General features: G+C 64.7%; 16 protein-coding genes. 10 read left to right on the top strand and 6 right to left on the bottom strand.

The window, feature by feature from the left end:
• Positions 1-106 precede the first annotated feature (106 nt).
• The 3 genes from AC1RBA_RS04235 (at position 107) to AC1RBA_RS04245 (ending at position 4,671) form a co-directional block, all read left to right on the top strand.
• Entirely contained in the window at positions 107-2,203 is a 2,097-nt protein-coding gene (locus AC1RBA_RS04235) for a bifunctional 2',3'-cyclic-nucleotide 2'-phosphodiesterase/3'-nucleotidase (RefSeq protein WP_492416782.1), read from the top strand.
• A 56-nt stretch (positions 2,204-2,259) separates the two neighbouring features.
• On the top strand, positions 2,260-2,952 hold the full coding sequence (locus AC1RBA_RS04240; protein ID WP_492416784.1) for a tetratricopeptide repeat protein: 693 nt from the start codon (positions 2,260-2,262) through the stop codon (positions 2,950-2,952).
• Between the two features lie 282 nt (positions 2,953-3,234).
• Complete coding sequence (locus tag AC1RBA_RS04245) at positions 3,235-4,671, top strand: catalase (RefSeq protein WP_070310789.1); 1,437 nt, start codon at positions 3,235-3,237, stop codon at positions 4,669-4,671.
• 82 nt (positions 4,672-4,753) lie between these two features.
• On the opposite strand, the gene AC1RBA_RS04250 is transcribed toward AC1RBA_RS04245, so the two are convergent.
• Together AC1RBA_RS04250 and AC1RBA_RS04255 are read right to left on the bottom strand one after the other, a co-directional pair.
• A complete protein-coding gene (locus AC1RBA_RS04250; protein ID WP_141749910.1) occupies positions 4,754-5,086 on the bottom strand; it encodes a hypothetical protein in 333 nt (110 codons plus the stop codon).
• A gap of 149 nt (positions 5,087-5,235) precedes the next feature.
• Positions 5,236-6,414: a chymotrypsin family serine protease gene (locus AC1RBA_RS04255; protein WP_492416785.1), complete on the bottom strand. Its 1,179-nt coding sequence runs from the start codon at positions 6,412-6,414 to the stop codon at positions 5,236-5,238.
• Positions 6,415-6,655: 241 nt separating this feature from the next.
• Between AC1RBA_RS04255 and AC1RBA_RS04260 the strand changes: the two genes are divergently transcribed.
• From AC1RBA_RS04260 to AC1RBA_RS04270, 3 genes are read left to right on the top strand one after another with little or no spacing between them, the layout of a single operon-like run.
• Entirely contained in the window at positions 6,656-8,638 is a 1,983-nt protein-coding gene (locus AC1RBA_RS04260; protein WP_492416787.1) for a serine protein kinase, read from the top strand.
• Between the two features lie 2 nt (positions 8,639-8,640).
• Positions 8,641-9,858, top strand: a complete 1,218-nt coding sequence (locus AC1RBA_RS04265; protein WP_492416789.1) for a DUF444 family protein — start codon at positions 8,641-8,643, stop codon at positions 9,856-9,858.
• The gene (locus tag AC1RBA_RS04270) at positions 9,855-11,366 is read left to right on the top strand and encodes a SpoVR family protein (protein WP_492416790.1); all 1,512 of its coding nucleotides are present in this window, start codon (positions 9,855-9,857) and stop codon (positions 11,364-11,366) included. Before AC1RBA_RS04265 ends, AC1RBA_RS04270 begins: the two co-directional genes overlap by 4 nt.
• Positions 11,367-11,439: 73 nt before the next feature.
• On the opposite strand, the gene AC1RBA_RS04275 is transcribed toward AC1RBA_RS04270, so the two are convergent.
• Positions 11,440-12,666 (bottom strand): SDR family oxidoreductase, encoded by a 1,227-nt coding sequence (locus AC1RBA_RS04275; RefSeq protein WP_492416792.1) that lies wholly within the window; start codon positions 12,664-12,666, stop codon positions 11,440-11,442.
• The gene (locus AC1RBA_RS04280; RefSeq protein WP_492416794.1) at positions 12,666-13,994 is read right to left on the bottom strand and encodes a nucleotide sugar dehydrogenase; all 1,329 of its coding nucleotides are present in this window, start codon (positions 13,992-13,994) and stop codon (positions 12,666-12,668) included. Before AC1RBA_RS04280 ends, AC1RBA_RS04275 begins: the two co-directional genes overlap by 1 nt.
• A gap of 241 nt (positions 13,995-14,235) precedes the next feature.
• Here AC1RBA_RS04280 and prsT point away from each other — a divergent pair, with 241 nt between their 5' ends.
• Genes prsT through AC1RBA_RS04295 form a run of 3 tightly spaced genes read left to right on the top strand, consistent with a single transcriptional unit; the run spans position 14,236 to position 20,258 of the window.
• Positions 14,236-17,019: an XrtA/PEP-CTERM system TPR-repeat protein PrsT gene (gene prsT, locus AC1RBA_RS04285; protein WP_492416796.1), complete on the top strand. Its 2,784-nt coding sequence runs from the start codon at positions 14,236-14,238 to the stop codon at positions 17,017-17,019.
• Positions 17,020-17,022: 3 nt separating this feature from the next.
• Positions 17,023-19,485, top strand: a complete 2,463-nt coding sequence (locus tag AC1RBA_RS04290; protein WP_492416798.1) for a hypothetical protein — start codon at positions 17,023-17,025, stop codon at positions 19,483-19,485.
• A complete protein-coding gene (locus AC1RBA_RS04295; RefSeq protein ID WP_230503324.1) occupies positions 19,482-20,258 on the top strand; it encodes a S1 family peptidase in 777 nt (258 codons plus the stop codon). Before AC1RBA_RS04290 ends, AC1RBA_RS04295 begins: the two co-directional genes overlap by 4 nt.
• A 4-nt stretch (positions 20,259-20,262) precedes the next feature.
• On the opposite strand, the gene AC1RBA_RS04300 is transcribed toward AC1RBA_RS04295, so the two are convergent.
• Positions 20,263-21,009, bottom strand: coding sequence for an N-acyl amino acid synthase FeeM domain-containing protein (locus AC1RBA_RS04300; RefSeq protein ID WP_099408420.1), 747 nt, complete (start codon positions 21,007-21,009; stop codon positions 20,263-20,265).
• A 200-nt stretch (positions 21,010-21,209) separates the two neighbouring features.
• Complete coding sequence (locus AC1RBA_RS04305) at positions 21,210-21,833, bottom strand: XrtA/PEP-CTERM system exopolysaccharide export protein (protein WP_230503325.1); 624 nt, start codon at positions 21,831-21,833, stop codon at positions 21,210-21,212.
• A 253-nt stretch (positions 21,834-22,086) separates the two neighbouring features.
• Here AC1RBA_RS04305 and AC1RBA_RS04310 point away from each other — a divergent pair, with 253 nt between their 5' ends.
• Positions 22,087-23,616 carry an XrtA system polysaccharide chain length determinant gene (locus tag AC1RBA_RS04310; RefSeq protein ID WP_492416799.1) on the top strand — a complete coding sequence of 510 codons (1,530 nt, stop codon included), beginning with the start codon at positions 22,087-22,089 and terminating at the stop codon, positions 23,614-23,616.
• Positions 23,617-23,625 lie beyond the last annotated feature (9 nt).

The raw sequence follows: 23,625 nt of genomic DNA on the forward strand, positions 1-23,625 counted from the left end.
CGCGCCATCGCGCGCGACCCTGTCTCCATGCGCCTTGCACGGCTGTCATCGCCGCGTCATATGGCGGCGTTACAGTCGCGTCCTTTGAATCTTTCCGAGGGCGGTAATGAAAACAAATTGGGTCATGCTGGCGGCGCTGGCAAGTGCGGGTCTCGTCGGTTGCAACGGCAGTTCGAATACGGCGCCAGCCATTCCCGAGGGCACGACGGTCACCGTGGCATTGCTGGAAACGACCGATATCCACTCGAACGTGTTGAGCTACAACTATTACGCGCTGGCCGAAGACACGAGCCTGGGCCTGGAGCGCACGTCGACCCTGATCCAGGCGGCGCGCGCGGAAAACCCGAACAATGTGCTGCTCGACGATGGCGACGTCATCCAGGGCACCTTGCTGGCCGACCTGCAAGCCGTGGCCGCACCCGTTCCTTGCAGCGGCACGCTAGCCGTGCACAAGGCCATGAACGCGCTGAAATACGACGCGGGCGGCATGGGCAACCATGAATTCAACTATGGCTTGCCCTACCTGAGCCAGATCACCAACACGGATTTCGGCATACCGGGCGTGGCCAAGCCCACGGGCACTTGCGGCGCGCCCGCCTTCCCTTCCGTGCTGAGCAATGTCGTCGGCGTGAGCAGCGGCAAGCCCATCTTCCAGCCCTACGTCCTGCTGCCCCGCGATTTCGCCGCCACGGCGCCCGACGGCAGCAAGCTGACCGTGAAAATCAATGTGGGCGTGCTGAGCTTTGTACCGCCGCAAATCCTCGAATGGGACCAGAAAGTGCTCGCCGGCAAAGTCAGCGTGACGGGCGTGCAGGAAGCGGCGAAACAGTATGTGCCGGAATTGCGCAACAAGGGCGCCGACCTCGTCGTGGCCCTGTCCCATGGCGGCCTGGACACCAGCGCCTACAGCCCGAAGATGGAAAACGGCAGTTATCACCTGACCAGCACGGGCATCGACGCGCTGATGATCGGCCACTCGCACTTGATCTTCCCGAAAGGCAAAGAGACGGGCGCGGCCGCGCTGGACGCCTCGTTCGCCGCCTTCCCCGCCAGCGCGAAGATCGACGCCGTCAACGGCTTTGTGAACGGCGTGCCGACCGTCATGGCGCAAAGCTGGGGCCGCCGCCTTGGCATCATCAAGCTGACGATGGTCTATCAGGGCGGCAAGTGGGTGGTGCAGCCGGCCAGGACGACGGTGGAATCGCGCGGCTTCAAGTACACGGACGGCACGACCCTCGTGAAAGCCGACCCGGCCATCGCGCCGCTGGTAGCCACCGAGCACGCGGCCACCATCGCCTACGCCAAGCAGCCGCTGGGCATCAGCACGGATTTCGAGATGTCCGCCTATTTCGCGCTGGTGGGCGACGTGAGCGCCATCCAGCTGGTGAACCAGGCACAGCTCGATTACGTGAAAAACTTCATCGCCACCAGCACGGATGCGACCTTGTCCAGCTACAAGAATATCCCCGTCATCTCGTGCAGCGCGCCATTCAAGGCGGGCCGCAACGGGCCGTCGGACTTCACGGACGTGGCCGCGGGCGCGACGCCGGCCGCGCCGATCGGTTTGCAGGTGCGCAATCCGGGCGACCTGTATTTATATAGCAATAACAACTTGCAAGCCGTGAAGATCAAGGGCGCGGACTTGAAGGCGTGGCTGGAAACGTCGGCCAAGCAATTCGCGCAGATCGATCCGAGCGCCACGGCGGAGCAGGACCTGGTGCCGTCGTATGGCACGATTTACAACTACGACGTGTTCTATGCGGAAAACAATGCGCTCACGTACCAGATCGATGTGACGAAAAAGGTCGGCAGCCGTATCGTCAACCTCACGTACAAGGGCGCGCCGGTCGCCGATGGCGATGATTTCATCGTCGCCACCAACGATTACCGCGCCGGCGGCGGCGGCGCCGTGCCGGGCATCGACGGCAGCAAGACCATCATCAAGTCGCCCGATGCGAACCAGGCCGTGGTCAGCAACTACCTGGCGTCGCTCAGCACCAAGGGCGGCAAGGTGACGCTGGCGGCCAATGGCAGCGCGCGCAGCTGGAGCTTCGTCAAGACGCCCACGGCCGGTCCCGTGATCCTGCGCTCGGCGCCGGGCCACCTGGCGCTGGCGCAAGGCAGCGGCATCGCCAGCGTGGCGGCCGAAGGCGGGCTCGACGCCAGCGGTTTCGCCAAGTACCGCATCGACCTGAGCAAATAAGGTCCATGGGCCGGGACTGCGGCAGTTCCGGCCTGTTTTGATGAAAGTTCATCCAGATGAAACACGCACTCTCCCTTCCCGCCGTCGTGCTGGCTACCGTCCTGGCCGCCTGCCAGGCGTCGCCACCACCCACGGCGGCCGAAATCGAAGCCGTGGCCATGCTCGCGCGCCAGGTGGGCGACCACCAGGCCGAACGCAAGGTACGCAGTTGGGCCGGCAAGGACATGCCCGTCGCCGAGCGCGAACTGGCGCTGATTTACCAGCCCCGCCCAGAACGCCGCGCCGATGCCTTGAACCTGTTCGAACAGGCGGCCCGCGCCGGCGACACGGAAGCGGCGTTCGAGCTGGGCCAGATGTTGCGCGCGGCCACGCCGGCCCAAGCCTGGCTGTGGTACCGGCAAGCGGCGCAGCAAGGCCATGCGAAGGCGGCTCTGATGCTGGGCTTGCTGGCGGCGAATGGCGAAGGCGTGCCGCAAGATCCCGTCATAGCGGCGCACTGGCTGGCCAAGTCCAGCGAACTGGGCAATCCACACGCCATGTTCCTGCTGTACAACGCCTACCGCGAAGGCCGCGGCGTGCCGCGCGACCTGGCCAAGGGCCGTGAATTGCTGGAGGAAGCCGCCCACCACGAATACCCGCCCGCCCTCCAGGAACTGGCCATGACGCTGCAGGCGGACGACGCCCTGCGCGCGGGCCACCTGATGAAGGAAGCGACGGAGCACCGGCATAACAACTGGAACAAGTTTTAAGAACTGGGCAAAAGGCCAGTGGCGTGATCGTCGCCTGCCTTTATATACTGGCAACTTGCAAGCGTGCGGGAGCGGCAGCGATGGAGCGCTTATGATGCAAGTACGCCGGCTGAGCTTGCTCGGACGGCGTGGCAAGCCATCCCGTACCAAAAAGTTTACACTGGTTTGCATTTTAGAAATTTTACTCTGGACCAGCCCCGGTGAGTGTGCATTCAGCCCAGCCAGTGTTTGAGTAGCGCCGGTGCGTCCATTGCTCTGCCTAGCCATGAAAGAAAGAGTCCAATGAAAAAGCTGACCACCGCCTTTGGCGCGCCTGTCGTCGACAACCAGAACATCCAGACGGCCGGCCCACGCGGCCCCGCCCTGTTGCAAGATGTCTGGTTCCTGGAAAAGCTGGCCCACTTCGACCGTGAAGTGATTCCCGAGCGCCGCATGCATGCCAAGGGATCGGGCGCGCACGGCACGTTTACCGTCACGCACGACATCACGCGCTACACGCGGGCCAAGATTTTTGGCGCAGTGGGCAAGCAAACGCCGATGTTTGCGCGCTTTTCCACGGTGGCCGGCGAACGGGGTGCGGCCGATGCGGAACGCGATATCCGCGGCTTCGCCCTGAAGTTTTATACGGAAGAAGGTAACTGGGACCTGGTCGGCAACAACACGCCCGTGTTTTTCATGCGCGACCCATTGAAATTTCCCGATCTGAACCACGCCATCAAGCGCGACCCGCGCACGGGCTTGCGCAGCCCCAACAGCAACTGGGATTTCTGGACTTCGCTGCCCGAAGCGCTGCATCAGGTGACGGTGGTGATGAGCGACCGTGGCTTGCCGCGCAGTTTCCGCCACATGCATGGCTTCGGCAGCCATACCTTCAGCTTCCTGAATGCGCAAAACGAGCGATTCTGGGTCAAGTTCACCTTTAAAACCCAGCAAGGCATACAAAACCTGACCGACGCGCAAGCCGAGGAACTGGTCGGCAAGGACCGCGAAAGCTCGCACCGCGACCTGTATGAAAGCATCGAAAACAAGGATTTCCCCCGCTGGACCCTGTACGTGCAGATCATGCCGGAGAAAGAGGCTGGCACGTATCACCTGAACCCGTTCGACCTGTCGAAAGTATGGCCGCACGGCGACTATCCGCTGATCGAGGTGGGCGTGCTGGAACTTAACCGCAATGCCGACAACCATTTCGCGGAAGTGGAACAGGCGGCCTTCAACCCGGCCAACGTGGTGCCCGGCATCAGCTTTTCGCCGGACAAGATGCTGCAAGGCCGGCTGTTTTCGTATGGCGACGCGCAGCGCTACCGCCTCGGCGTCAACCACAGCCATATCCCTGTCAACGCGCCGAAATGCCCGTTCCACAGCTACCACCGCGACGGCCAGATGCGCGTCGACGGCAACCAGGGAGGAACGTTGGGCTATGAACCGAACAGCGAGCAGGAATGGGCCGAGCAGCCGGACTTCCGCGAACCGCCATTGAGCATCGAAGGCGCGGCCGACCACTGGAACCACAGGGTCGACGAGGATTACTATTCGCAGCCGCGCGCCCTGTTCCAGCTGATGACGCCGGCACAGCAGCAAGCCTTGTTCGACAACACGGCGCGCGCCATCTCGGGCGCTTCGGAGCAAGTCAAGCAACGCCACATCGGCAATTGCACGCTGTGCGACCCCGCCTATGGCGCGGGCGTGGCCGAAGCGATCAGCCGCCTGAGCAAGTAAGGCAGGCTGAAAGGAACCCGGAAGGCCTGGCAACAGGCCTTCCGCCGCAACGATCCGCGGCCAGGCGGCCAGGCCTGCCTGCCTACCAGCGCTGGATATCGATCTGGCCAGTGACGCTCGTTTCCACCGGATAGCCCTCGACCTGCGACGGCACGCGCCGCTTGACGGACGAGTCGCGCAAATACACGACGAGCGCGTCCTTGCCCACGGCCGTGTGTCCCACGCTGACGCCTTCCACGCCGTCGATGGCCATCAGCGCCCGCTCGTTGCGCCGCTTTGCCGCTTCCAGGCGGCCGTGGGGCGCGGCCGGGGTGTACTGCCCCATGCCCTGTCCAGGAATTTCATCCGGTAAGTACGGCATGGCAGCGTCTTCGAAGACGGCATATGGCGATGGTACGAATTTACTGTTTGACATGACAACCCTCCTGAGGCATTCCATGATACACCCGGCCATCCGGCGCTGCAGCGCCGTTCGCCGGGCACAACTATGCATGGCTGCGGCCTCTCATACAATCATCATCGTGCAAAAAGCAGCGTTATGCAAGGCGGCACTTGGCAGCGTGCTCAGGTGTACAAATTGATGTCGAGCGCCGCCACCACGCGCCGCATCTGGTTGGCAAACGTGATGTTGTTGCCGCCCGCAAACAGCAGGCCGACGGGATTGCGCTGCTGGTTCCAGGTCCAGATGGACGAACCCGAATCGCCGCCCGCGCTGAACGCCCCGCTCACGCCCGTGATGGCGATCTGGTCCTGGAACAGCGCGATCCTGCCGCCGCCGTAATTGACGTTGATGGTGGCGCCCAGGCCCGTGATGCGCCCCTGCGTCAATTGCGTCGTGCGGCCGGACTTGCCGACCATCATTCCCAACGCGGGGGCCACCAGCGCATTGCTGATACGGAAGTAGGCGGGCACGCCGCCGCTCAGATAGACCAGTTCGGGCCGCACGCGGTCAGGCCAGGCCCAGCCGGTGGCGCAATCGACGTAATTGACGCCGCCGCTGAAATTGATGGGCACGAAACGCTCGAGCACGGCCACCTGGTCTTGCGGACAACGTCCCCCGTCGATGGGACCAGGCTGCACGATGCAATCGTTGAACACGCCGCCGTTGGAATTGGCCAGCACGTGATTATTGCTCAGGATCATCAAGCGGCCGCTGCGCGGCGCGCTGCGGCCCACGGCCAGGCAGCCGATGGTGCCGGCCGTGATGCGGAAATGCCCGACCGACACGCCGCCCGGCGCCGGACGCAAGCGGAAACGGTGCGGTTGCGCATCGATCACGCCCGTGACGACGATGTTGACGGGCACCTTGTCGCTGGCCACGGCGCGCACGCCCATGGCCCCCACGATGGCGGCCTTGGCGCGGTCGACGGAGGTGGGTTCGGCCACGTACAGGGTCAGGGCCGGCAAGCCCGGCTCGCCGGACGAGCTGTCGCTGGCGCCCTCGCCCAGGCCGATGGACACGCCCTGGATATTGCCGCCGTCGCTGAAGGCATCGGCCGCGCGCACGCCGCCCGCCTGCGAAATGCTTTGGCGCATGCCGTCTTCGATGCTGCGCTTGATTTCCAGCAATTCCATGCTGACGCCGCTCAGGGCCTCGGGTACCTCCGAGACGGACGCGCTCTCGATCGTATGGTCGTCTTCGCCGGGGGCGGCAAACTGGCCGACGGCCTCTTCATCGTCCGCGCTTTGTCCCCTGCCGCTGCCGCCAGGCGGGGCGCTGAAACCATTCTCGTTACCTATCATTATGTTCTCCTCGTGGGTCGTCGCAAGACCAGTGTGGACGTGCCGCGCAGGCCAGTATTGATCTGGATTGAACCGCGCTGACGCATGGCTGCCTTGTCTCAATGGGCGCAGCGAGGATAAAAATAGTTCCCTCGTCAAGGTTGAGCGAGATCAGTCGTGCGGGCAGAGGCAGCGTCGTATACTTGACTGGCAGGCTGGAACTGGGCCTGCACACGGCAGCAACGGTATGGATGGGGAAATAATGACGATTCCTGGTAGGCCACACCAATCCGATGACGACGCGCCTGCGGGCGAGCAAGGCCAGCATGCGGGTTTTGTGCACGGCATGGCGGCCTGGGCGGAAAAACACCGCATCAGTCCGTGGCGTGGCAGTTTTGCCGACTTCATCGAGCAAATCCTGCCCGGCCGCGCGGGCCTGCTGACGCGCAGCGCGCACCAGTATCTGTGGGACATGATGCGCTGGAACGGCCAGACCGACGACAGCGGGCGCTTCCGCTGCCGCCTGTTCGACGACGAGCTGTTCGGCATCGACGAGGCGATCGACCGGGTCGCCGCCTACTTCAAGGCCGCCGCCGCCGGCTCCGAAGTGGGCCGGCGCATGCTGTTGCTGCTGGGCCCGCCATCGGGCGGCAAGTCGACCATGGTGATCTTGCTCAAGCGGGGGCTGGAAGAATACAGCCACAGCAGCGAAGGCGCGCTATATGGCATCGCCGGCTGTCCCGTGCACGAATCGCCGCTGCATCTGGTGCCGCACAGCATGCGCGCCGACTTTCGCGCCAGCTATGATGCCGAACTGCACGGCGAACTGTGTCCCCATTGCCGCGCCCGCCTGGAAGAACAGTACGGGGGCGACTTCCTGCGCATGCCCGTCGAGCGCATCCACCTGTCCGAGGCGGGCCGCTGCGGCATCGGCACGTATGCGCCGCACGATCCCACCACGGCCGACCTGGCCGACCTCGTGGGTTCCGTCGACCTGTCGAAAGTGGCGCAGTACGGCGACGAAGGCGATCCGCGCGCCTGGTCCTGGTCGGGCGCCGTGTATGCGGCCAGCCGCGGCATGCTGGAAATGATCGAAATCCTCAAGGTCAAGCGCGAATTTCTCTACCTGCTGCTGACCCTGACGCAGGAAAAGAATGTCAAGGTGTCGCGCTTCCCCCTGATCTACCTCGATGAAACCATCGTCGCGCACACGAATCTGGCGGAATTTCGCAAGTTCATGCAAGAAAGCGAAAACGAGGCCCTGCTCGACCGCATGGTCATCGTGCAAGTGCCGTACACGCTCAATTACCGCGAAGAAGCGCGCATTTACCGCAAGTTGATCCAGGCGGCAGCGCCCGCCTTCCGCGACGTGCACCTCGATCCGCACGTGCTGCATGCGGCGGCCGTGTTCGCCATCCTGAGCCGCTTGCCCGAGGGCGACGACAAGGAAGCGGAACTGGTCAAGAAACTGCGCGTGTACGCCGACGAAGACGTCGACGACTTGCAGCATGCCGACATCCGCCGCCTGCGCGAACGCGACAAGGCGCCCGACGAAGGCTTGGCGGGCGTGTCGCCCCGTTTCGTCATCAATGCCCTGTCGCACGCCATCATTTCCGCCCAGCGCAACAGCCTGTCCACCATGGACGTGCTGCTGGCCCTGAAAGACGGCATCGAAAGCGATGCGCGCATCGAACCGCGGCGCAAGCGCAAGTGGGTCGATTACCTGGTGCTCACGCGCAAGGATTTTTATAACCGCTGGGTCAAGGCCGACGTGCACAAGGCCCTGTTCGTGTCGTTCGAGCAAGAGGCGCAAGACTTGCTGAACAAATATCTCGATGAAGTCGAAGCCATGCTCGACAACCGCCAGATCCGCGACCCCATCACCAGCGAAGAACGCCGTCCCGACGAACGCTTCCTGCGCGCCGTGGAAGAAAAAATTCACATCAGCGACTCGGGCAAGCAGTCGTTCCGCCAAGAAGTGGTGCGCAAGGCCATGAGCGCCTTCAAGCGGGGCGAGGCGTTCGGCCTGGGCAGCCATGCGCAACTGCACGACGCCATCCAGCAATATCTGTTCGAGCAGCGGCGCGACGTGCTGCGTCTGGTCGGCTCGGCCAAGCGCCCCGATGACGACGTGCGGGCCAGGATTTCCGCCGTCGAACAGCGCCTGGTCGACGAATACGGCTACGACGCCCACAGTGCGCGCGAAGCGCTCAACTACGTGACCACCTTGCTGGCACAGGAATAGCCATGTCCGCCACGACCTCGCCAGGCAAAGGCAAGCAGGATGGTCCTGCGGCAGCCGCCGCGCCCGACCTGGCCCAGCCCTGGTACGGGCTGTTCTCGCGCGGCGCGCGCGACTGGCTGCGCCACAACCAGAAAGTGCGCGACGCCGTGCAGGCACACTTGCCCGAGCTGATCGCCACACCTGACCTGATCGGCGGGCCGCAGCAGCGCACGGTACAAGTACCCATGCGTCTGCTTGAGCATGCGCGTTTCCGCCTGGCGCCCGCGCGCAACAGCATGGGTGCGGGCCAGGGAGACGGCCAGCCCGGCGATATCCTGCGCGCGGCCGACCCTGCCGCCACGGGCGGGGCTGGAACGCAAGGCGAAGGCGGCGATGGCGAGGGAGCCGTACGCCTGCTGCTGGAGTTTCCCATCGACGACATTCTCGACTGGCTGTGGGACGCCTTCGAGCTGCCGCACCTGAAGCCCCGCCACGTAGGGCCGATGGACGAGGTACAGCTCGTGCGTAGCGGACTGGACCGTCATGGCGCCCGGTCGCGCCTGGACCGCCGGCGCACCGTCAAGGAAGCGATCAAGCGGCGCGCGCTGCAAACGCAGCCCGTGCCCTTCACCAATGAGGACTTGCGTTACCGCCAGGTCCTGCCACAGCCCCGGCCCAGCACGAACGCCGTCGTGTTTTTCGTGCTGGACGTGTCGGCCAGTATGGCGCAGGCCGAACGCAAACTGGCCAAATCCTTCTTTTTCTTTGCCTTGCAGGGCTTGCGCCGCAGGTATGCGCGCGTGGAAACACGTTTTATTGCCCATACGACGCGGGCCTGGGAGTTTTCCGAAGCCGAGTTCTTCCAGGTCAACGGCATGGGCGGCACCATGGCATCCACCGCCTTTCGCCTGAGCCGCGAACTGCTGCAGGAACACTATGCGCCGGGCCGCTACAACGCCTACCTGTTCTATGCCTCCGATGGCGAGAATTTCAGCGAAGACCGGGCGGCGGCCAGCCTGGCCCTCGGTGAACTGGCCCCCCTGCTCAACTACATGGGCTATGTGGAAACCGTGCCCGGCGTGCCGCGCAGCCTGGAAACGGAAATGCACAGCCTGTGCGCCGAGCAGGAACGCCGGGGCTTGCCCTTGCACAGCAGCATCCTGAGCAGGAATGACGATGTCTGGGCGGCCATCCGCACCTTTTTCCAGCACGAAGCGGCCGAGACGGAGGACGTGGCATGACGCGGCATGACGCTCAGCACCATGGCGGCACGGCAAACCTGGCCGGCCTGGACGCCTACGCGCCGCGCATCGAAGCGCTGGCGCGGAAACTGGGGCTGGAATTTGCCCCCGTCGAGTTCGAGCTGGTGCCGGACAGCTTCATGGCCGAGATCGCCATCTATGGCTTGCCCGTGCGCATGCGCCACTGGTCGTTCGGCGTGCGCTACATCCACCAGCTCGTGCATCAAAAGATGGGCAACTCGCATATGTTCGAAGTCATGTTTCCCGGCGACCCTTGCCATGCCTACATGGCCGAACACAATTCCGTGGCGGAAAACACCCTCGTCACGGCGCACGTGCTGGGCCACGCCGACTTTGCCAGCCGCAATGCCCTGTTCCTGCGTTTCGGCGCCATGGCGGGCCAGCACATCCTGGAACAAAGCGCGGCGCGGGCGCAGCGTCTCGAACTGGCGCTGCAACGCCATGGGCAAGAGCAGGTGGAAGCCGTGCTCGACGCGGCACTGGCGCTCGAGCAGCACGTGGACGTGCACGCCGAACTGCACCGGCCGCCGTATGCGGCGGCAGCGGCGCCAGCCGGCGTGGCCGGCACGCAAGCCAGACCCGACGCGGAAGATCCTTTTGCACAACGCTACCGGCGCTTGCCCGGCGAAGCGGCCGCGCTGGCGGCACATGAGGCGGCCCGGGCAAGGCTGGCGCAGCGCCCGCTCCTGCCGCCGCAGCCCGAATACGATTTACTCTGGTTTATCGCACAACATGGGCCGGAACTGGCGGACTGGGAACGCGACATTTTCCTGGCCGTGCGCGAAGAGTCGTTTTATTTTTATCCCGTATACGCCTGCCAGATCATGAACGAAGGCTGGGCCTCATACTGGCATGCGCGGCTGCTGCGCGAAGCCGACTTTCTGCCGCCAGCCTTGTACCTGTCCGCCATCAAGTCCCATTCGGACGTCGTGCGCCCTTACGCGGGCGAGCACCAGCAGGCGCTGGCCGTCAATCCCTATCATTTGGGCTTTTGCATGTGGGAACACATCATCGAGCGTGAAGGACTGGCGCGGGCGCGCCAGATTTGCCGTGACGACGACGACTGCAGTTTCATACGCAATTATCTGGACGGTGAACTGGCTGACCGCCTGGGCCTGTTCGTGCATGAAAGCCACCGCGATGGCGAAACGCGCCTGGCCAGCCGCGACTTGCCTGCCATCCGCGAAGCCATCCTGGCGCCCAAATACAACTATGGCGCGCCGTGCATCGCCGTCACGCTGCTCAACGACGACGGCAGTCTGGTGCTGCGCCACGATCACCAGCGCGATGGGCGCGGCCTCGACCTGGAGCGGGCGGAACAGGTGCTGGCGTACATCGCCCGCATCTGGCGCCGCCCCGTGACCCTGCATACGGCCGATTTCCGCGGCACGCCCCGGGTTTTGCGCAGCAAGGCCGATGGCGTGCCGGAGCCGCCCGCGCCGACGGCGTCAGCAACAACGCCGACAGCGCCGCCCGTGCAACGCTGAAAGGCCGGCGATCGGACGGATATCGGGTGTACCTGGCCAGCTTGTGCCTCCGACCACTTGGCGGGCCAGGTTCTCATGCACGGCCAGCCTGCGCCACATACCAGGCGATGGTCTGCCGCAAGCCTTGCGCCAGAGTGTGCGTGGGCACATAGCCGAGCAGGCGGCCAGCCTTGGCGATGTCCGCCTGCGAATGGCGCACGTCGCCGGCGCGAAACTCGCCGTAGTGCGGCGCCTGCGGTACGTGCTGCGGGCGGACGGCAAGCAGCATCTGCTGCATGGTGGCGTGCAATTGGGTCAGGCTGGTACGGGCGTTGACAGCCACGTTGTAGACCTGGTTGACGGCGGCCGGGTCGGTGCGCGTGGCGGCGAGGATGTTGGCTTGCACGGCATTGTGCACGAAGCAGAAGTCGCGGCTGGTGGCGCCATCGCCATGGATGCGCACGGCTTGATTGTCCAGCATGGCGGCGATCCAGCGGGGAATGACGGCCGCGTAGGCGCCCAGCGGGTCCTGGCGCGGACCGAAGACATTGAAGTAGCGCAAGCCCACCGTCTGCATGGCGTAGCAGCGCGCGTACACCTGCGCGTACAGTTCGTTGACGTATTTGCTCAGGGCATACGGCGACAGGGGCGCGCCGATGTGCTGTTCCACTTTCGGCAAGGCCGGATGGTCGCCATACGTGGCGCTGGATGCGGCATACACGAAGCGCCGCACGCCCGCCTCGCGGGCGGCGGCCAGCATGTTCAGGAAGCCGCTGACATTGACGGCGTGGCACAGCAGCGGGTCTTCCAGCGAACGCGAGACGGAACCGAGCGCCGCCTGGTGCAGCACGTAGTCGACAGCGCCGCCCGTATCAGCCGGGCCGCGCCCGGCCAGGCTGCCGCCAGCGCCGCTGGCACCATCGGCCGCATCTGTCCCGCCGTCCGCCTCGCCATCGCCATTACCACCGCTGGCGGCCTGTACCGGCACGCCGCACGCGCGCGCGCACGCCTGCAGGTCGCGGATATCGCCTTCCATGAAGGTGAAGCGGCGCCACGCTTGCTCGCCCACGCTGGCGCGCACCTGTTCCAGGTTGTGGCGATGGCCCGTCATGAAGTTGTCGAGGCCGCGCACTTCCTGTCCCAGTTGCAGCAGGGTTTCCAGCAGGTGCGAACCGATGAAGCCGGCCACGCCCGTCACCAGCCAGCGGCGCGGCGTTTGCACCAGTTGCGCGCAGGCTTGCGCGTACGCGCCGGCAGCCGGGCCGCCAGCGGTGGCGCCTTGCGCCGCGTTTGCGGCCCGTTCGAAGGCATCGGCCGCCATCACAGCCGCCACACGTGCAGGCCGCCGTCCTCCAGCGGACGTGGGTCGAAATGCGATTTGATGTCGATGAAGCAGCCATTTTCCAGCACCTTGGCCTGGAAGTCGGCCAGCGGGCGGGCCAGCAGCGCCTGGTGCGAGACGGCGCTGATGATGGCCTCGGCCCGCGGCAGCTGTTCCCAGCTTTCCAAGGCCAAACCGTATTCTTCCAGCGCTTCGCGGCCATCGGCGACGGGGTCGTGCACGTGCACCTGCACGCCGTACGATTGCAGTTCATGGATCATGTCGACCACTTTCGAGTTGCGCAGGTCCGGGCAGTTTTCCTTGAAGGTCAGGCCCAGCACGTTGACGTGCGCCCCTTTCAATTTGAAGCCGGCGCGCACCATTTCCTTGATGGTCTTTTCCGCCACGAACTTGGCCATGCCGTCGTTGATGCGGCGCCCGGCCAGGATCACGTGCGGGTGGTAGCCGAGCATTTCCGCCTTGTGCGTCAAATAATAGGGGTCGACGCCGATGCAGTGGCCGCCCACGAGTCCCGGACGAAATGGTAAAAAATTCCATTTCGTGCCGGCCGCCTGCAGCACTTCCAGGGTGTCGATGCCGATGCGGTCGAAGATGATGGCCAGCTCGTTCATCAGCGCGATGTTCAGATCGCGCTGCGTGTTTTCGATCACCTTGGCCGCCTCGGCCACCTTGATGCTCGACGCCCGGTGCACGCCCGCCCCGACCACGCCTTCGTACAGGGCGGCCACCTTGTCCAGTGTCGTGGCGTCATCGCCCGAGACCACCTTGCGGATGCTGTGCAGGGTGTGGTCCCTGTCCCCGGGGTTGATGCGCTCGGGCGAAAAGCCCACATGAAAGTCTTCCTTCCAGCGCAGGCCCGAATGCTGTTCCAGGATGGGAATGCAGATGTCCTCGGTGGCGCCCGGATACACGGTCGATTCGTAGATGACGATGGCGCCGCGCCGCATGTGGCGCCCGACGGCCGCGCTGGCGCCGGCCAGGGCGGAAAAGTCGGGATTGTGCGCGCTGTCGACGGGCGTGGGCACGGCCACGACGATGAAATCGGCCAGTTGCAGCTCGGCCGGGTCGCAGCCCACGCTCAGCCATTGCGCGGCCAGCAACTGTTCATGGCTGACTTCGCCGGTCGGGTCGATGTGGCGCCGGTAGCTTTCCACCTTGCGCGCCGACAAGTCAAAACCGATCGTGCGCTGGCGTGTGCCAAACGCCACGGCCAGCTGCAAGCCCACGTAGCCGAGACCCACCACCGCCACCACGCCCGCCTTGCTATTGCTATTGCTATTGATATTGCTATTCACATTGCTGTCCATGTGCATGTGCTCCGAATGGTTGCGGTCTGCGCATCACCGTCCGGGAAATTCTACGGTTGCCGGTCTGTCCATTCTTGAGCGAGAACAAGAAAACCGGGACGGCGGCAAGCATGCGCGCGGACAATCGGCGGCTTGTTGAGCGCAATCAAGGAGACCGGCTGCCATCTTTTTAAGCTAGGCCATGCCCATCGCCCATCGCGAATCGGCTAATCGTCCACGCACGCCGCTACCGGAGATTTCCATGGCCCTTTCCCTGTCCCGCCCTTTCCCTGGCCTGCCGGCCGCCGCGCTGTGCTGTGTCTTGCTGCTGCCCCTGCTGACGGCTTGCCACGGCACGCAGAGCAGCGAAAGCCTGCTGGCCGACGCGCAGCAGTACCGGCAGAAAGGCGAAGCGCGGGCCGCCATCATCCAGTTGAAGAACCTGCTGCAGAAGGAACCGGACAATGCGGCCGCGCGCTTGCTGCTGGGCAGCATCTATATCGACACGGGTGAAGCGCTGTCGGCCGAGAAAGAATTGCGCAAGGCAAAATCGCTGGGCCTGGCGCCGCAGCAAGTGATGCCACTGCTGGGCAAGACCTGGCTGATGCTGGGCCAGTTCGACAAGGTGCTGGCCGAGATCCCCGACGATGCGGCGCAGCCGGCCAGCGTGCTGGCCCTGCGCGGCGATGCCTTGCTGGCCCTGGGCCGCCAGGACGAGGCGCGCGCCCTGTTTGCGCGCCTGCTCGAAGCCCATCCCGACCAGGTCGAGGCCTTGCTGGGACTGGCGCGGCTGTCGGCGCTGGAGCAGCAGGTACCGGCGGCCGAGCTGCTGCTGGCGCAAGCCATGAAAAGCGCGCCTGCCAACCTCGACGCCTTGCGCCTGCAGGGCGACCTGCTGCGCCTGCAAGGCAAGAACGGCGCGGCGCGGCAAGCCTATATGCATATCCTCAAGATCAAACCGGACAATACCCAGGCGCACATCGACCTGGCCAACCTCGACATCGTCGACAACCGCTATCTGGAAGCGGCGGCCCAACTGGCCACGGCGCGCAAGACGGCGCCCAACAGCCTGGGCCTGCTGCAGGCGCAGGCCTTGCTCGATTTTCGCCAGGGAAAGAACAAGGCGGCCTTGCAGGGCTTGCAGCTGGTGCTCAAGGCGGCACCCGATCACATGCCGTCCATCCTGCTGGCCGGCGCCGTGCAACTGGCGCTCGGTTCGCCGCAACTGGCGGAAAGCTATCTGCGCCGCTTCCTGGCCGTGTATCCCCAGCACCTGTACGCCGTCAAGATGATGGCCTCGATCGAACTGATGCGCGGCAAGACCGACGCCGCCATCGGCTTGCTGCAACCGATGCTGACCGCCTTCCCCGACGACGTGGAATTGCTGTCGCTGGCCGGCGAAGCCCACTTGCGCGCGCGCCAGTACGACAAGGCGACGGCATATTTCGAAAAAGCCAGCACCCTGGCGCCGGACACGGCCAGACTGCATGCGGCCTTGGGCATCAGCCGCCTGGGCATGGGCGAGAACAGCCGCGCCATCAATGAACTGGAACGCGCCAGCATGCTCGACAAGAGCACGCCGCAGGCGGGCACCATGCTGGTGATGACCTTGCTGCGCAACAAGCAGAACGACAAGGCCCTGGCCAGCGTCAAGATGATGGAACAGCAGCAGAAAGGCACGAATCCCCTGCTGCTGAACCTGAAAGGCGGCGTCTACCTGGCCCTGCGCGATCTGCCCGCCGCGCGCGCCAGTTTCGAGCAAGCATTGAGCATGGACCCCGTGTACTTGCCCGCCCTGAACAACCTGGCGCAGATCGACCTGGCCGAGAAAAAGCCGGAGCAGGCGAAACAGCGCTTCGAGAAGGCGCTGGCGAAGGCGCCGAAAAATGCCGACCTGTGCGCGGCGCTGGCCAAGCTGGCCGCATCGCAGGGCAAGACGGACGAGGCGCGGCGCTGGCTCGAACGGGCCCACCGCGACAATCCCGACGCCGTCGCGCCGGCCCTGCTATTAAGTAATTTTTACCTGAAGACGGGCGCGCCCGACAAGGCGCTGGAACTGGCGCGCACCTTGCAGACGGGCCATCCGGGCGACGCCGATGCGCTGGCCCTGCGCGCCCAGGTCGAGTACAGCGCCGGCCAGGCGCCGGCCGCGCTCGACAGCTACAACAAGCTGGCCAGCCTGCAAACGACGTCCGCTCCATTGCAGATGCGCATCGCCAGCCTGCACCTGGCGCTGGGCGACCATCATAACGCGCTGCAAGCCGTCAAGCGGGCGCAGGCGCTTGACCCGGCCCTGCTCGAAGCGCGCGTGGTCGAAGTGGCCCTGCTGTTGAACCTGAACCGCCAGCGCGAGGCGCTGGCCGTGGCGCGGCAAGTGCAGGAACAGCAGCCGAAGCTGGCGGCCGGCTACAAGCTCGAAGGCGACGTGCTGATGGAGCAAAAGCTGCCGCAGCAAGCCGTCAAGCTGTACCAGCACGCCTTCGACATCAGCCCCATCGGCCCCTTGCAGGTGCAGCTGTACCGCGCCTTGCAGGCGTCGGGCCAGACGCGCGAAGCCGATGCGCGCATGGTCACCTGGCTCAAGGAGCATCCGGAAGACTTGCCGACGCGCACGTACCTGGCGGGTACTTACCTGGCGGCCAAACAATACCGCGCCGCCATCGAGCACTTCCAGTATGTCGTCGCCAAGGACACGGGCAATGTCGTGGCGCTGAACGACCTGGCCTGGGCGTATCAGCAGGAAAAAGATCCGCGCGCGCAAGCGACGGCCGAGCAGGCGCTCAAGCTGGCGCCCGACAATCCCGCCGTGCTCGACACCCTGGGCTGGATCGTGCTGCAGCAAGGCGACGTCAAGCGCGCCACGGCCCTGCTGCGCCAGGCGGCGGGGCTGGCGCCGAAGTCGCCCGAAGTGCAGTACCACCTGGGCGCGGCCCTGGCGAAATCAGGGGACAAGGGCGGTGCGCGCAAGCAACTGGAACAATTGCTTGCCGCAAACAAGGACTTTCCGCAGCGGGCCGAGGCACAGGCCTTGCTGACCCAGCTGTAGGCCATGGCTGTGCAAGCTGCCGTGGCCGGCCTGGCAGCGCGTCCGCTGGCCCTGCTGGCGGGCGTGGCCTGCGCGCTGGCCTTGCGCCACTATCCGCTGGGTCACGGCTGGCCCGGCCTGCTGTTTGCAGCGCTGCTGCCCGCGTATTTCCTGCTGCTGTGCTGGCGCCCCGCCTGCTGGCTGTTCTGCGTGCCCGCCCTGCTGCCCGTGCTGGACCTGGCGCCGTGGACGGGCTGGTTCTTCCTCGAAGAAATCGACGTGCTGCTGTTGCTGACGGTGGCCTGCGGCTACTGGCGCCTGGGCGGCCCCGTCCAGAGCGCCGCGGCCACGCTCCCGCCGGCCGCCCGTGCCTGTTTGCTGCTGTGCAGCCTGGCCTGGCTGGCGGCGCTGCTGCGCGGCGTGCTGCCGCTGGCGCCCCTCGACCTGAACGCCTGGGATAATTACTTGAGTCCCTACAACAGCCTGCGGCTGGGCAAGGCCTGGGCCTGGAGCATGCTGCTGCTGCCGCTGCTGCTGCGCGACGGGAATGCTTCCGCCCTGCGCCGCTACGCGCTGCCGGGCATGCTGGCCGGACTGGCCATGGTGTCGCTGTTCGCGCTGTGGGAACGGGCCGTGTTTCCCGGCCTGACGAACCTGTCGAGCGACTACCGCATCACGGCGCCGTTTTCCGCCATGCACACGGGCGGCGCCGCGCTCGACGGCTACCTGGCGCTGAGCCTGCCGTTTGCCGCACTGTGGCTGGCGCGCGCCCGCAGCCGCTGGCAGGCGGCGCTGGCTTTGCTGCTGCTGGCCCTGGCCTTGCACGCGGCGTTCACCACGTTTTCACGCGGCCTGTACGCGGCCCTGGCGGCGGCCATGCTGCTGGGATTCTGGCAAACCCTGCGCACGGCGCCCGGCGCGGCGCGGCGTCCGCCTGGCCGCCCGCCCGTGCGCGGTGTGTTATTGAGGCTGCTGCTGGCCGGGCTGGGCACCGTCCTGCTCGTGTACATGTTCAGCCTGGCCGGCTACCGGGGCTTGCTCGCCGCCGTCGTCCTGCTCGCGGCCAGCTTCGTGCTGGCGGCGCGGCCCTTGCCGTGGCGTCTGGCGCCGGCCAGCCTGCTGTGCGCGCTGTGCCTGCAGGGCTTGCTGGCCGCCTGGTGGCCGGAGCCGGCCGGCCAGCACACGGCCGGCTGGCTGAAAGGTCCGTATTTCCTGTTCCTGCTGGCGGCCGTGCTGCTGGCAGCCGTGCTGTGGCCCGGCGCTGGCGCCCCTAAAGGGCCTGTCAGACTGGGCCTGGCGATGATGGCGTGGACCATGCTGGCGTGCAATCTGGCGTGGATAGGCTGGCACTGGGCCGGTCCGCCCGCCCTGCTGCCGGCTGGCCTCGTCGTCCTGCTGGCCATGCTGATGCTGTGCAACGGACGCTTGCGCCCGCCGCTGTGGCGGCTGGACCGGGCCAGCCTCAGCATCGCGGGCGCGGCCGGCATCCTGCTGCTGCTGGCCATCCCCGTGTCGGCCAGCTATTACGCCACCGAACGTTTCGCCACCACGGCCTTCGACATGCAAGGCCGCTTGCGTCATTGGCGGCAAGCGCTGGCCATGCAGCCGTCCGACCTGGCCAGCCGTCTGTTCGGCACGGGTAGCGGCAGCTTTCCCGCTACATATTACTGGCACAATCCCCAGCGCGAAGTGCCGGCCAGCATCGCGTATGCCGAGGAAGGGGGAAACCGGTATGTGCGTCTGGCCAGCCCCGGCTACAGCGCCGGTTATGGCGAGCTGCTGCGGCTGCTGCAGCGGCTGCCCGTGCAGCCCGCCGCGCACTACACTTTGGCAGTCGACGTGCGGCGCACGGGACCCATGCCCGTGCTGCTGGTGCGCCTGTGCCAGCGGCAATTGCTGTACGCCCAGGGCTGCGTGAACGTTCCGCTGCGCCTACGGCCTGTGCCGCCTGGCACGCAGCCCGGCGGTTGGCAACACTATGAAGTACCGTTCGACAGCGCCTGGCTGGGCGCCGGTGCCTGGCTGCTGCGCCCGCCCGTGCAACTGGAACTGGCGGCCAGCGGGGCGGCTGACTCGTCCGTGCTCGAAGTCGACAATCTGAGCTTGCGCGCCCCGGGCGGCGAGGAATTGATCGCCAACGGGAGCTTTACGCAAGCCAATAATTACTGGTTTTTCAGCAGCGACCACCATCATTTGCCGTGGCATATCAAGAGCATGGCCTTGCATCTGCTGATCGAAACAGGCTGGTGCGGCGCCCTGTCCATGCTGGCCCTGCTGGTTCTGGCTGGCACGCGCCTGCTGCGCCAGGCCGCGCGCGGCGATTCCGGCGCGCTCGCTTGCGCCGCCGCCCTGCTGGGTTTTCTCGTCGTCGGCCTGTTCGACAGCCTGCTCGACGTGCCGCGCATCGCCCTGCTGTGCTATCTGATGCTGCTGTGCGCGCTGCTGCAGCCCGTGCCACCTCCTCACGTTGAAAGTGCGCCGCCATGAAAGCCCTGCCGTTGACATGCTTTTCCGCCCTCCTGTTTTGCCTTGCCCTGGCCAGTGCGCCATGCCGCGCCGATGCTCCGCTGGCGCAAACCATCGCGCGCATCAAACCATCGATCGTCGGCGTGGGCAGCCTGCAAAAGACGCGCACGCCGCCGATGAATTTCATCGGCACGGGCTTCGTCGCCGGCGACGGCTTGAGCGTGCTCACTTGCGCCCATGTGATCCAGAAACTGCTCGATGCCAATCCGAACGAAGTCATCGGCATACTCACGGGCCAGGGCGAGGCAGCGCAATTTCGCCCCGCCAAGGTCCAGGCGCTGGACACGGAACACGACCTGGCCTTGCTGCGCCTGGCGGGCGCGCCCCTGCCTGCCCTCGCGCTGGGTGACGCGGCCACGGTGCGCGAAGGCCAGGCCATGGCTTTTACGGGGTTTCCGCTCGGCACCTTGCTGGGCTTGCACCACGTGACCCACCGCGCCACCGTGTCATCGCTGACACCCGTGGTCATGCCCAGCGAAAACGCGCAGCGCCTCGACGTCCGGCGCCTGGCGCAGCTGCAAAAAGCGCCTTACACCGTGTTCCAGCTGGACGCGACGGCGTATCCGGGCAGCAGCGGCAGCCCCTTGTTCGATCCCGAGACCGGACTCGTCTACGGCATCGTCAACATGGTGTACGTCAAGGGCCTCAAGGAGGCGGCCATCAGCGCGCCGAGCGGCATCACTTACGCGATTCCAGGCGGCTACATGCAGGCGATCTTGCTGAAAAATAAATGAATAATCAGTTGCGCCCCTGCCTCAGCCGATCCGTAATGCCGGGCTCATCCCATGTCGGAAAAAAAAAGGGGTAAAACGACCGTTCACCCCCATGCTGTTCCATCAGGCCACCGTATTTGCGGATCTGGGCCCCCATGTAATCGAGGTCCAGCCGTAGCAGCACGGCCGGCGCCCCCACGCGCGTGCACTCGCGCTCGCCGCCGAAGTCCTGGAAACCCAGCATGCGCTTGTAAAACACCACGTGGCGCGGGTTGACTTCGATCACGTAATCCGTAAAGCCGTGAATATTGTGGGCATAGATATAAGAGATATGAATCAGCGCCGCAAACACGCGCTTGCTCACCCCCTTGTCGATGGCCAGGCGCGACGGTTCGCACAGGCGCCGGCCCTGCTCGCGCAGCACGTCGAGCTTGTCGCGGAAGTTTTCATCGGCGGGCAAGCCCGTCTCGTCATTGTCCAGGCACAAGGTCATGGTGCCGACGGTGGTGCCGGCCGTTTCCGCAAACAGTGTGATCTTATTGAGCGCATGGGCCGTGCCGGGATCGACGGCATAGCCGCGCCAGCCGTACATCTTGCGGATCAGCAAGCTGGCCGCTTCGCGCCGGCCACGCGAATTGGCCATGCGGATATGAAAGCGCTGCAGGTCGAGTTCATGCTCCATGGCCGGGTCGATCTGCCCCTCGCCTACCACCAGGTCGCTGAAAGTACCAGGCGTGTCGAAAGAAATAATGGGTTCATCTTCAAAGCTCATCTTGTCCTCACGTTCATCGGCAGCCGTCGAGACGGACTGAAGCCAATGCCTTGTGACAAGACAAAAACGGGAGAAGTTCCCACCTTTAGCTAAAAAAACAGAAGAAATCTGTCTTTAGATAGCAAAATAACACGCTGAAATTTGCCGAAAAGTACAAAATGACAAATATAAGTACTGTTTTGACACTGCCGAGGCCGCTGCTAAAAAAAGCTCTCCGGGATCAGTAAAACGTCGCCCGGCCGCATCATGACATTGGCGGAAATATCGCCCTCCTTCAGCAAATCGTCGAGCCGCACGGCCAGCTGCTGCTGGTTGCCTTCGCGCATGCGGATGATGCTGGCTTTGTTGCCGGCCGCGAAGTCGGTGATGCCCCCCACGGCGATGAGCACGTCCATCAGCGACATGCCCTGCCGGTACGGCAGCGCCTGCGGCTTGGCCGCCTCGCCGATCACCCGGATCTGCTCGCTATATGGCCCCGAGAAATTGGTGACGATGACCGTCACCACGGGCTGCTGGATGAACTTGCTCAAGGCTTGCTCGATGTCGCGCGCCAGCTGGGTCGACGTCTTGCCGCTGGCGGCCAGATCCTCGACCAGCGGCGTGGTGATCTTGCCGTCCGGCCGCACGGCCACCGTCAGCGACACTTCCGGATTGCGCCAGACGATGATGTTGACGGAGTCGCCCGGACCGATCAGGTAATCGTGCATGGGAGCGCTGTCGTCGGAAGGCGCCAGCGGATAGCGGGTGCGGCAAGCGCCCAGCAGGCTGGCGGCGCCGGCCAGGACCAGCGTATTGCAGAGAAATACACGGCGAAATGGATTCATGCGGAGCCTCTTCGAGTCGATGCGCGTCCATGGGCAGCCCCGCAGAACCAGCCTGGGCCGCGAACTTCCTATGATTATTAAAACCCGGCAAGTGAACCTTGAGGCGTATCAAGAAGCAATCATCTTGGGAAATCTTGCTCCGCAGCCGCCCTATACTTGCTTACTCAACAAGCAAGTATTTTTTGCAAGACGTCGTCGTTGTCCGCGCCGCCAGCCCATCTACCGTGCAGCACCGTCACCTGAAGGAAGCGACATGGAAGAATTGATACAGCAACTGCTTTCCGGCTTGAAAGGCATCTGGAAGTACCGCTGGCATGCGGTGCTGGTGGCGTGGCTGGTGGCCATCGGCGGCTTTATCAAGGTGATCACCCTGCCCGATGACTACCAGACGTCGGCGCGCGTGTTTGTCGATACGCAAACCATCCTCAAGCCGCTGATGGCCGGCATGACCAGCGTGCCGAACACGGAGCAGCAGGTGGCCATCATGAGCCGCACCCTGCTCAGCCGCCCGAACGTGGAGCGGGTCATGCGCATGGTCGACCTCGACCTGGACTCGAAGACCGTACGCGAGCACGAGGCCCAGCTGGACGAGTTGATGAGCCGCATCAAGATCACGGGCACCAATGCCTATGACATCTACACCATCAGCTACAGCGGACGCGATCCCAAGCTCGTGCGCGACGTCGTGCAAAGTCTGCTGACCATCTTTGTCGAAGGCAGTTTCCAGGGCAAAAAAGGCGATTCGCAGAAGGCGGTGCAATTCATCGACGAGCAGATCAAGAATTACGAGGACAAGCTGAGCGCGGCGGAAAACCTGGTGAAGGAATTCAAGATCCGCAACAACCTGCTGCTGCCACGCCAGGGCATCGACTATGGCAGCCAGTTGCTGATGTCGTCCGATAGCCTGAACAATGCCAAGCTGGAACTGGTCGAGGCGGAACAGGCGCGCAAGGCCATCCAGAGCCAGATCGAGGGCGACGAGCCCGTGCTCGACATGGAGCCGAACGCGGCGTCCATCACGAATCCCGAACTCGACGAACGCATCGCCTCGCTCAACAAGAACCTCGACAACCTGCGCATGCAATTTACGGAATTGCACCCCGATATCATCGCTTCGAAGCGGCTCATTGCCCAGCTGGAAGAACGCAAGATCGAGGAAAGCAAGCTGAAAACGGCGTCCGGCGACCCGGGCAAGAACTACAGCCCCATGCTGCAGCAATTGAAGGTGGCGCTGACGGACGCGGACGCCAAGGTGGCCGCCATCCGCGCCCGCGTGCAGGAATACACGGCGCGCAACGAACGGCTGCTGGCGCAGAGCAATGCCGTGCCCGAGGTGGAATCGCAGCTGGCGCAGCTCAACCGCGACTACATCATCAACAAGGAAAACTATGAAAAGCTGATCGGCCGGCGCGAAGCGGCCAAGCTGTCGGGCGAACTCAGTTCCACCACCGAAATGATGGCCTTCAAGATCATCGACCCGCCCACGGTGCAATATGCGCCCGTCGGCCCGAACCGCCCGCTGCTGTTCAGTGCGGCGCTGGGCGCGGCGCTGGTGGCCGGCGTCGCCACGGCCCTGCTGATCAGCCAGGTGCGCCCCACCTTCCTCAGCCCCTCGGAACTGCGCGACGCGACGGGCTTGAACGTGCTGGGCACGGTATCGATGAACTGGACGCCGCTGCAGCAGGTACGCCGCCGCCGCGCCCGCTATGGCTTCAGCGCCTGCCTGGGCAGCCTGTTTGTGCTGTATGGCGGGGTCATGACGGCCGCGCTGCTGAAATTCTAGAGCCACCAA

Source organism: Janthinobacterium sp. GW823-FHT03B06, assembly GCF_058796955.1.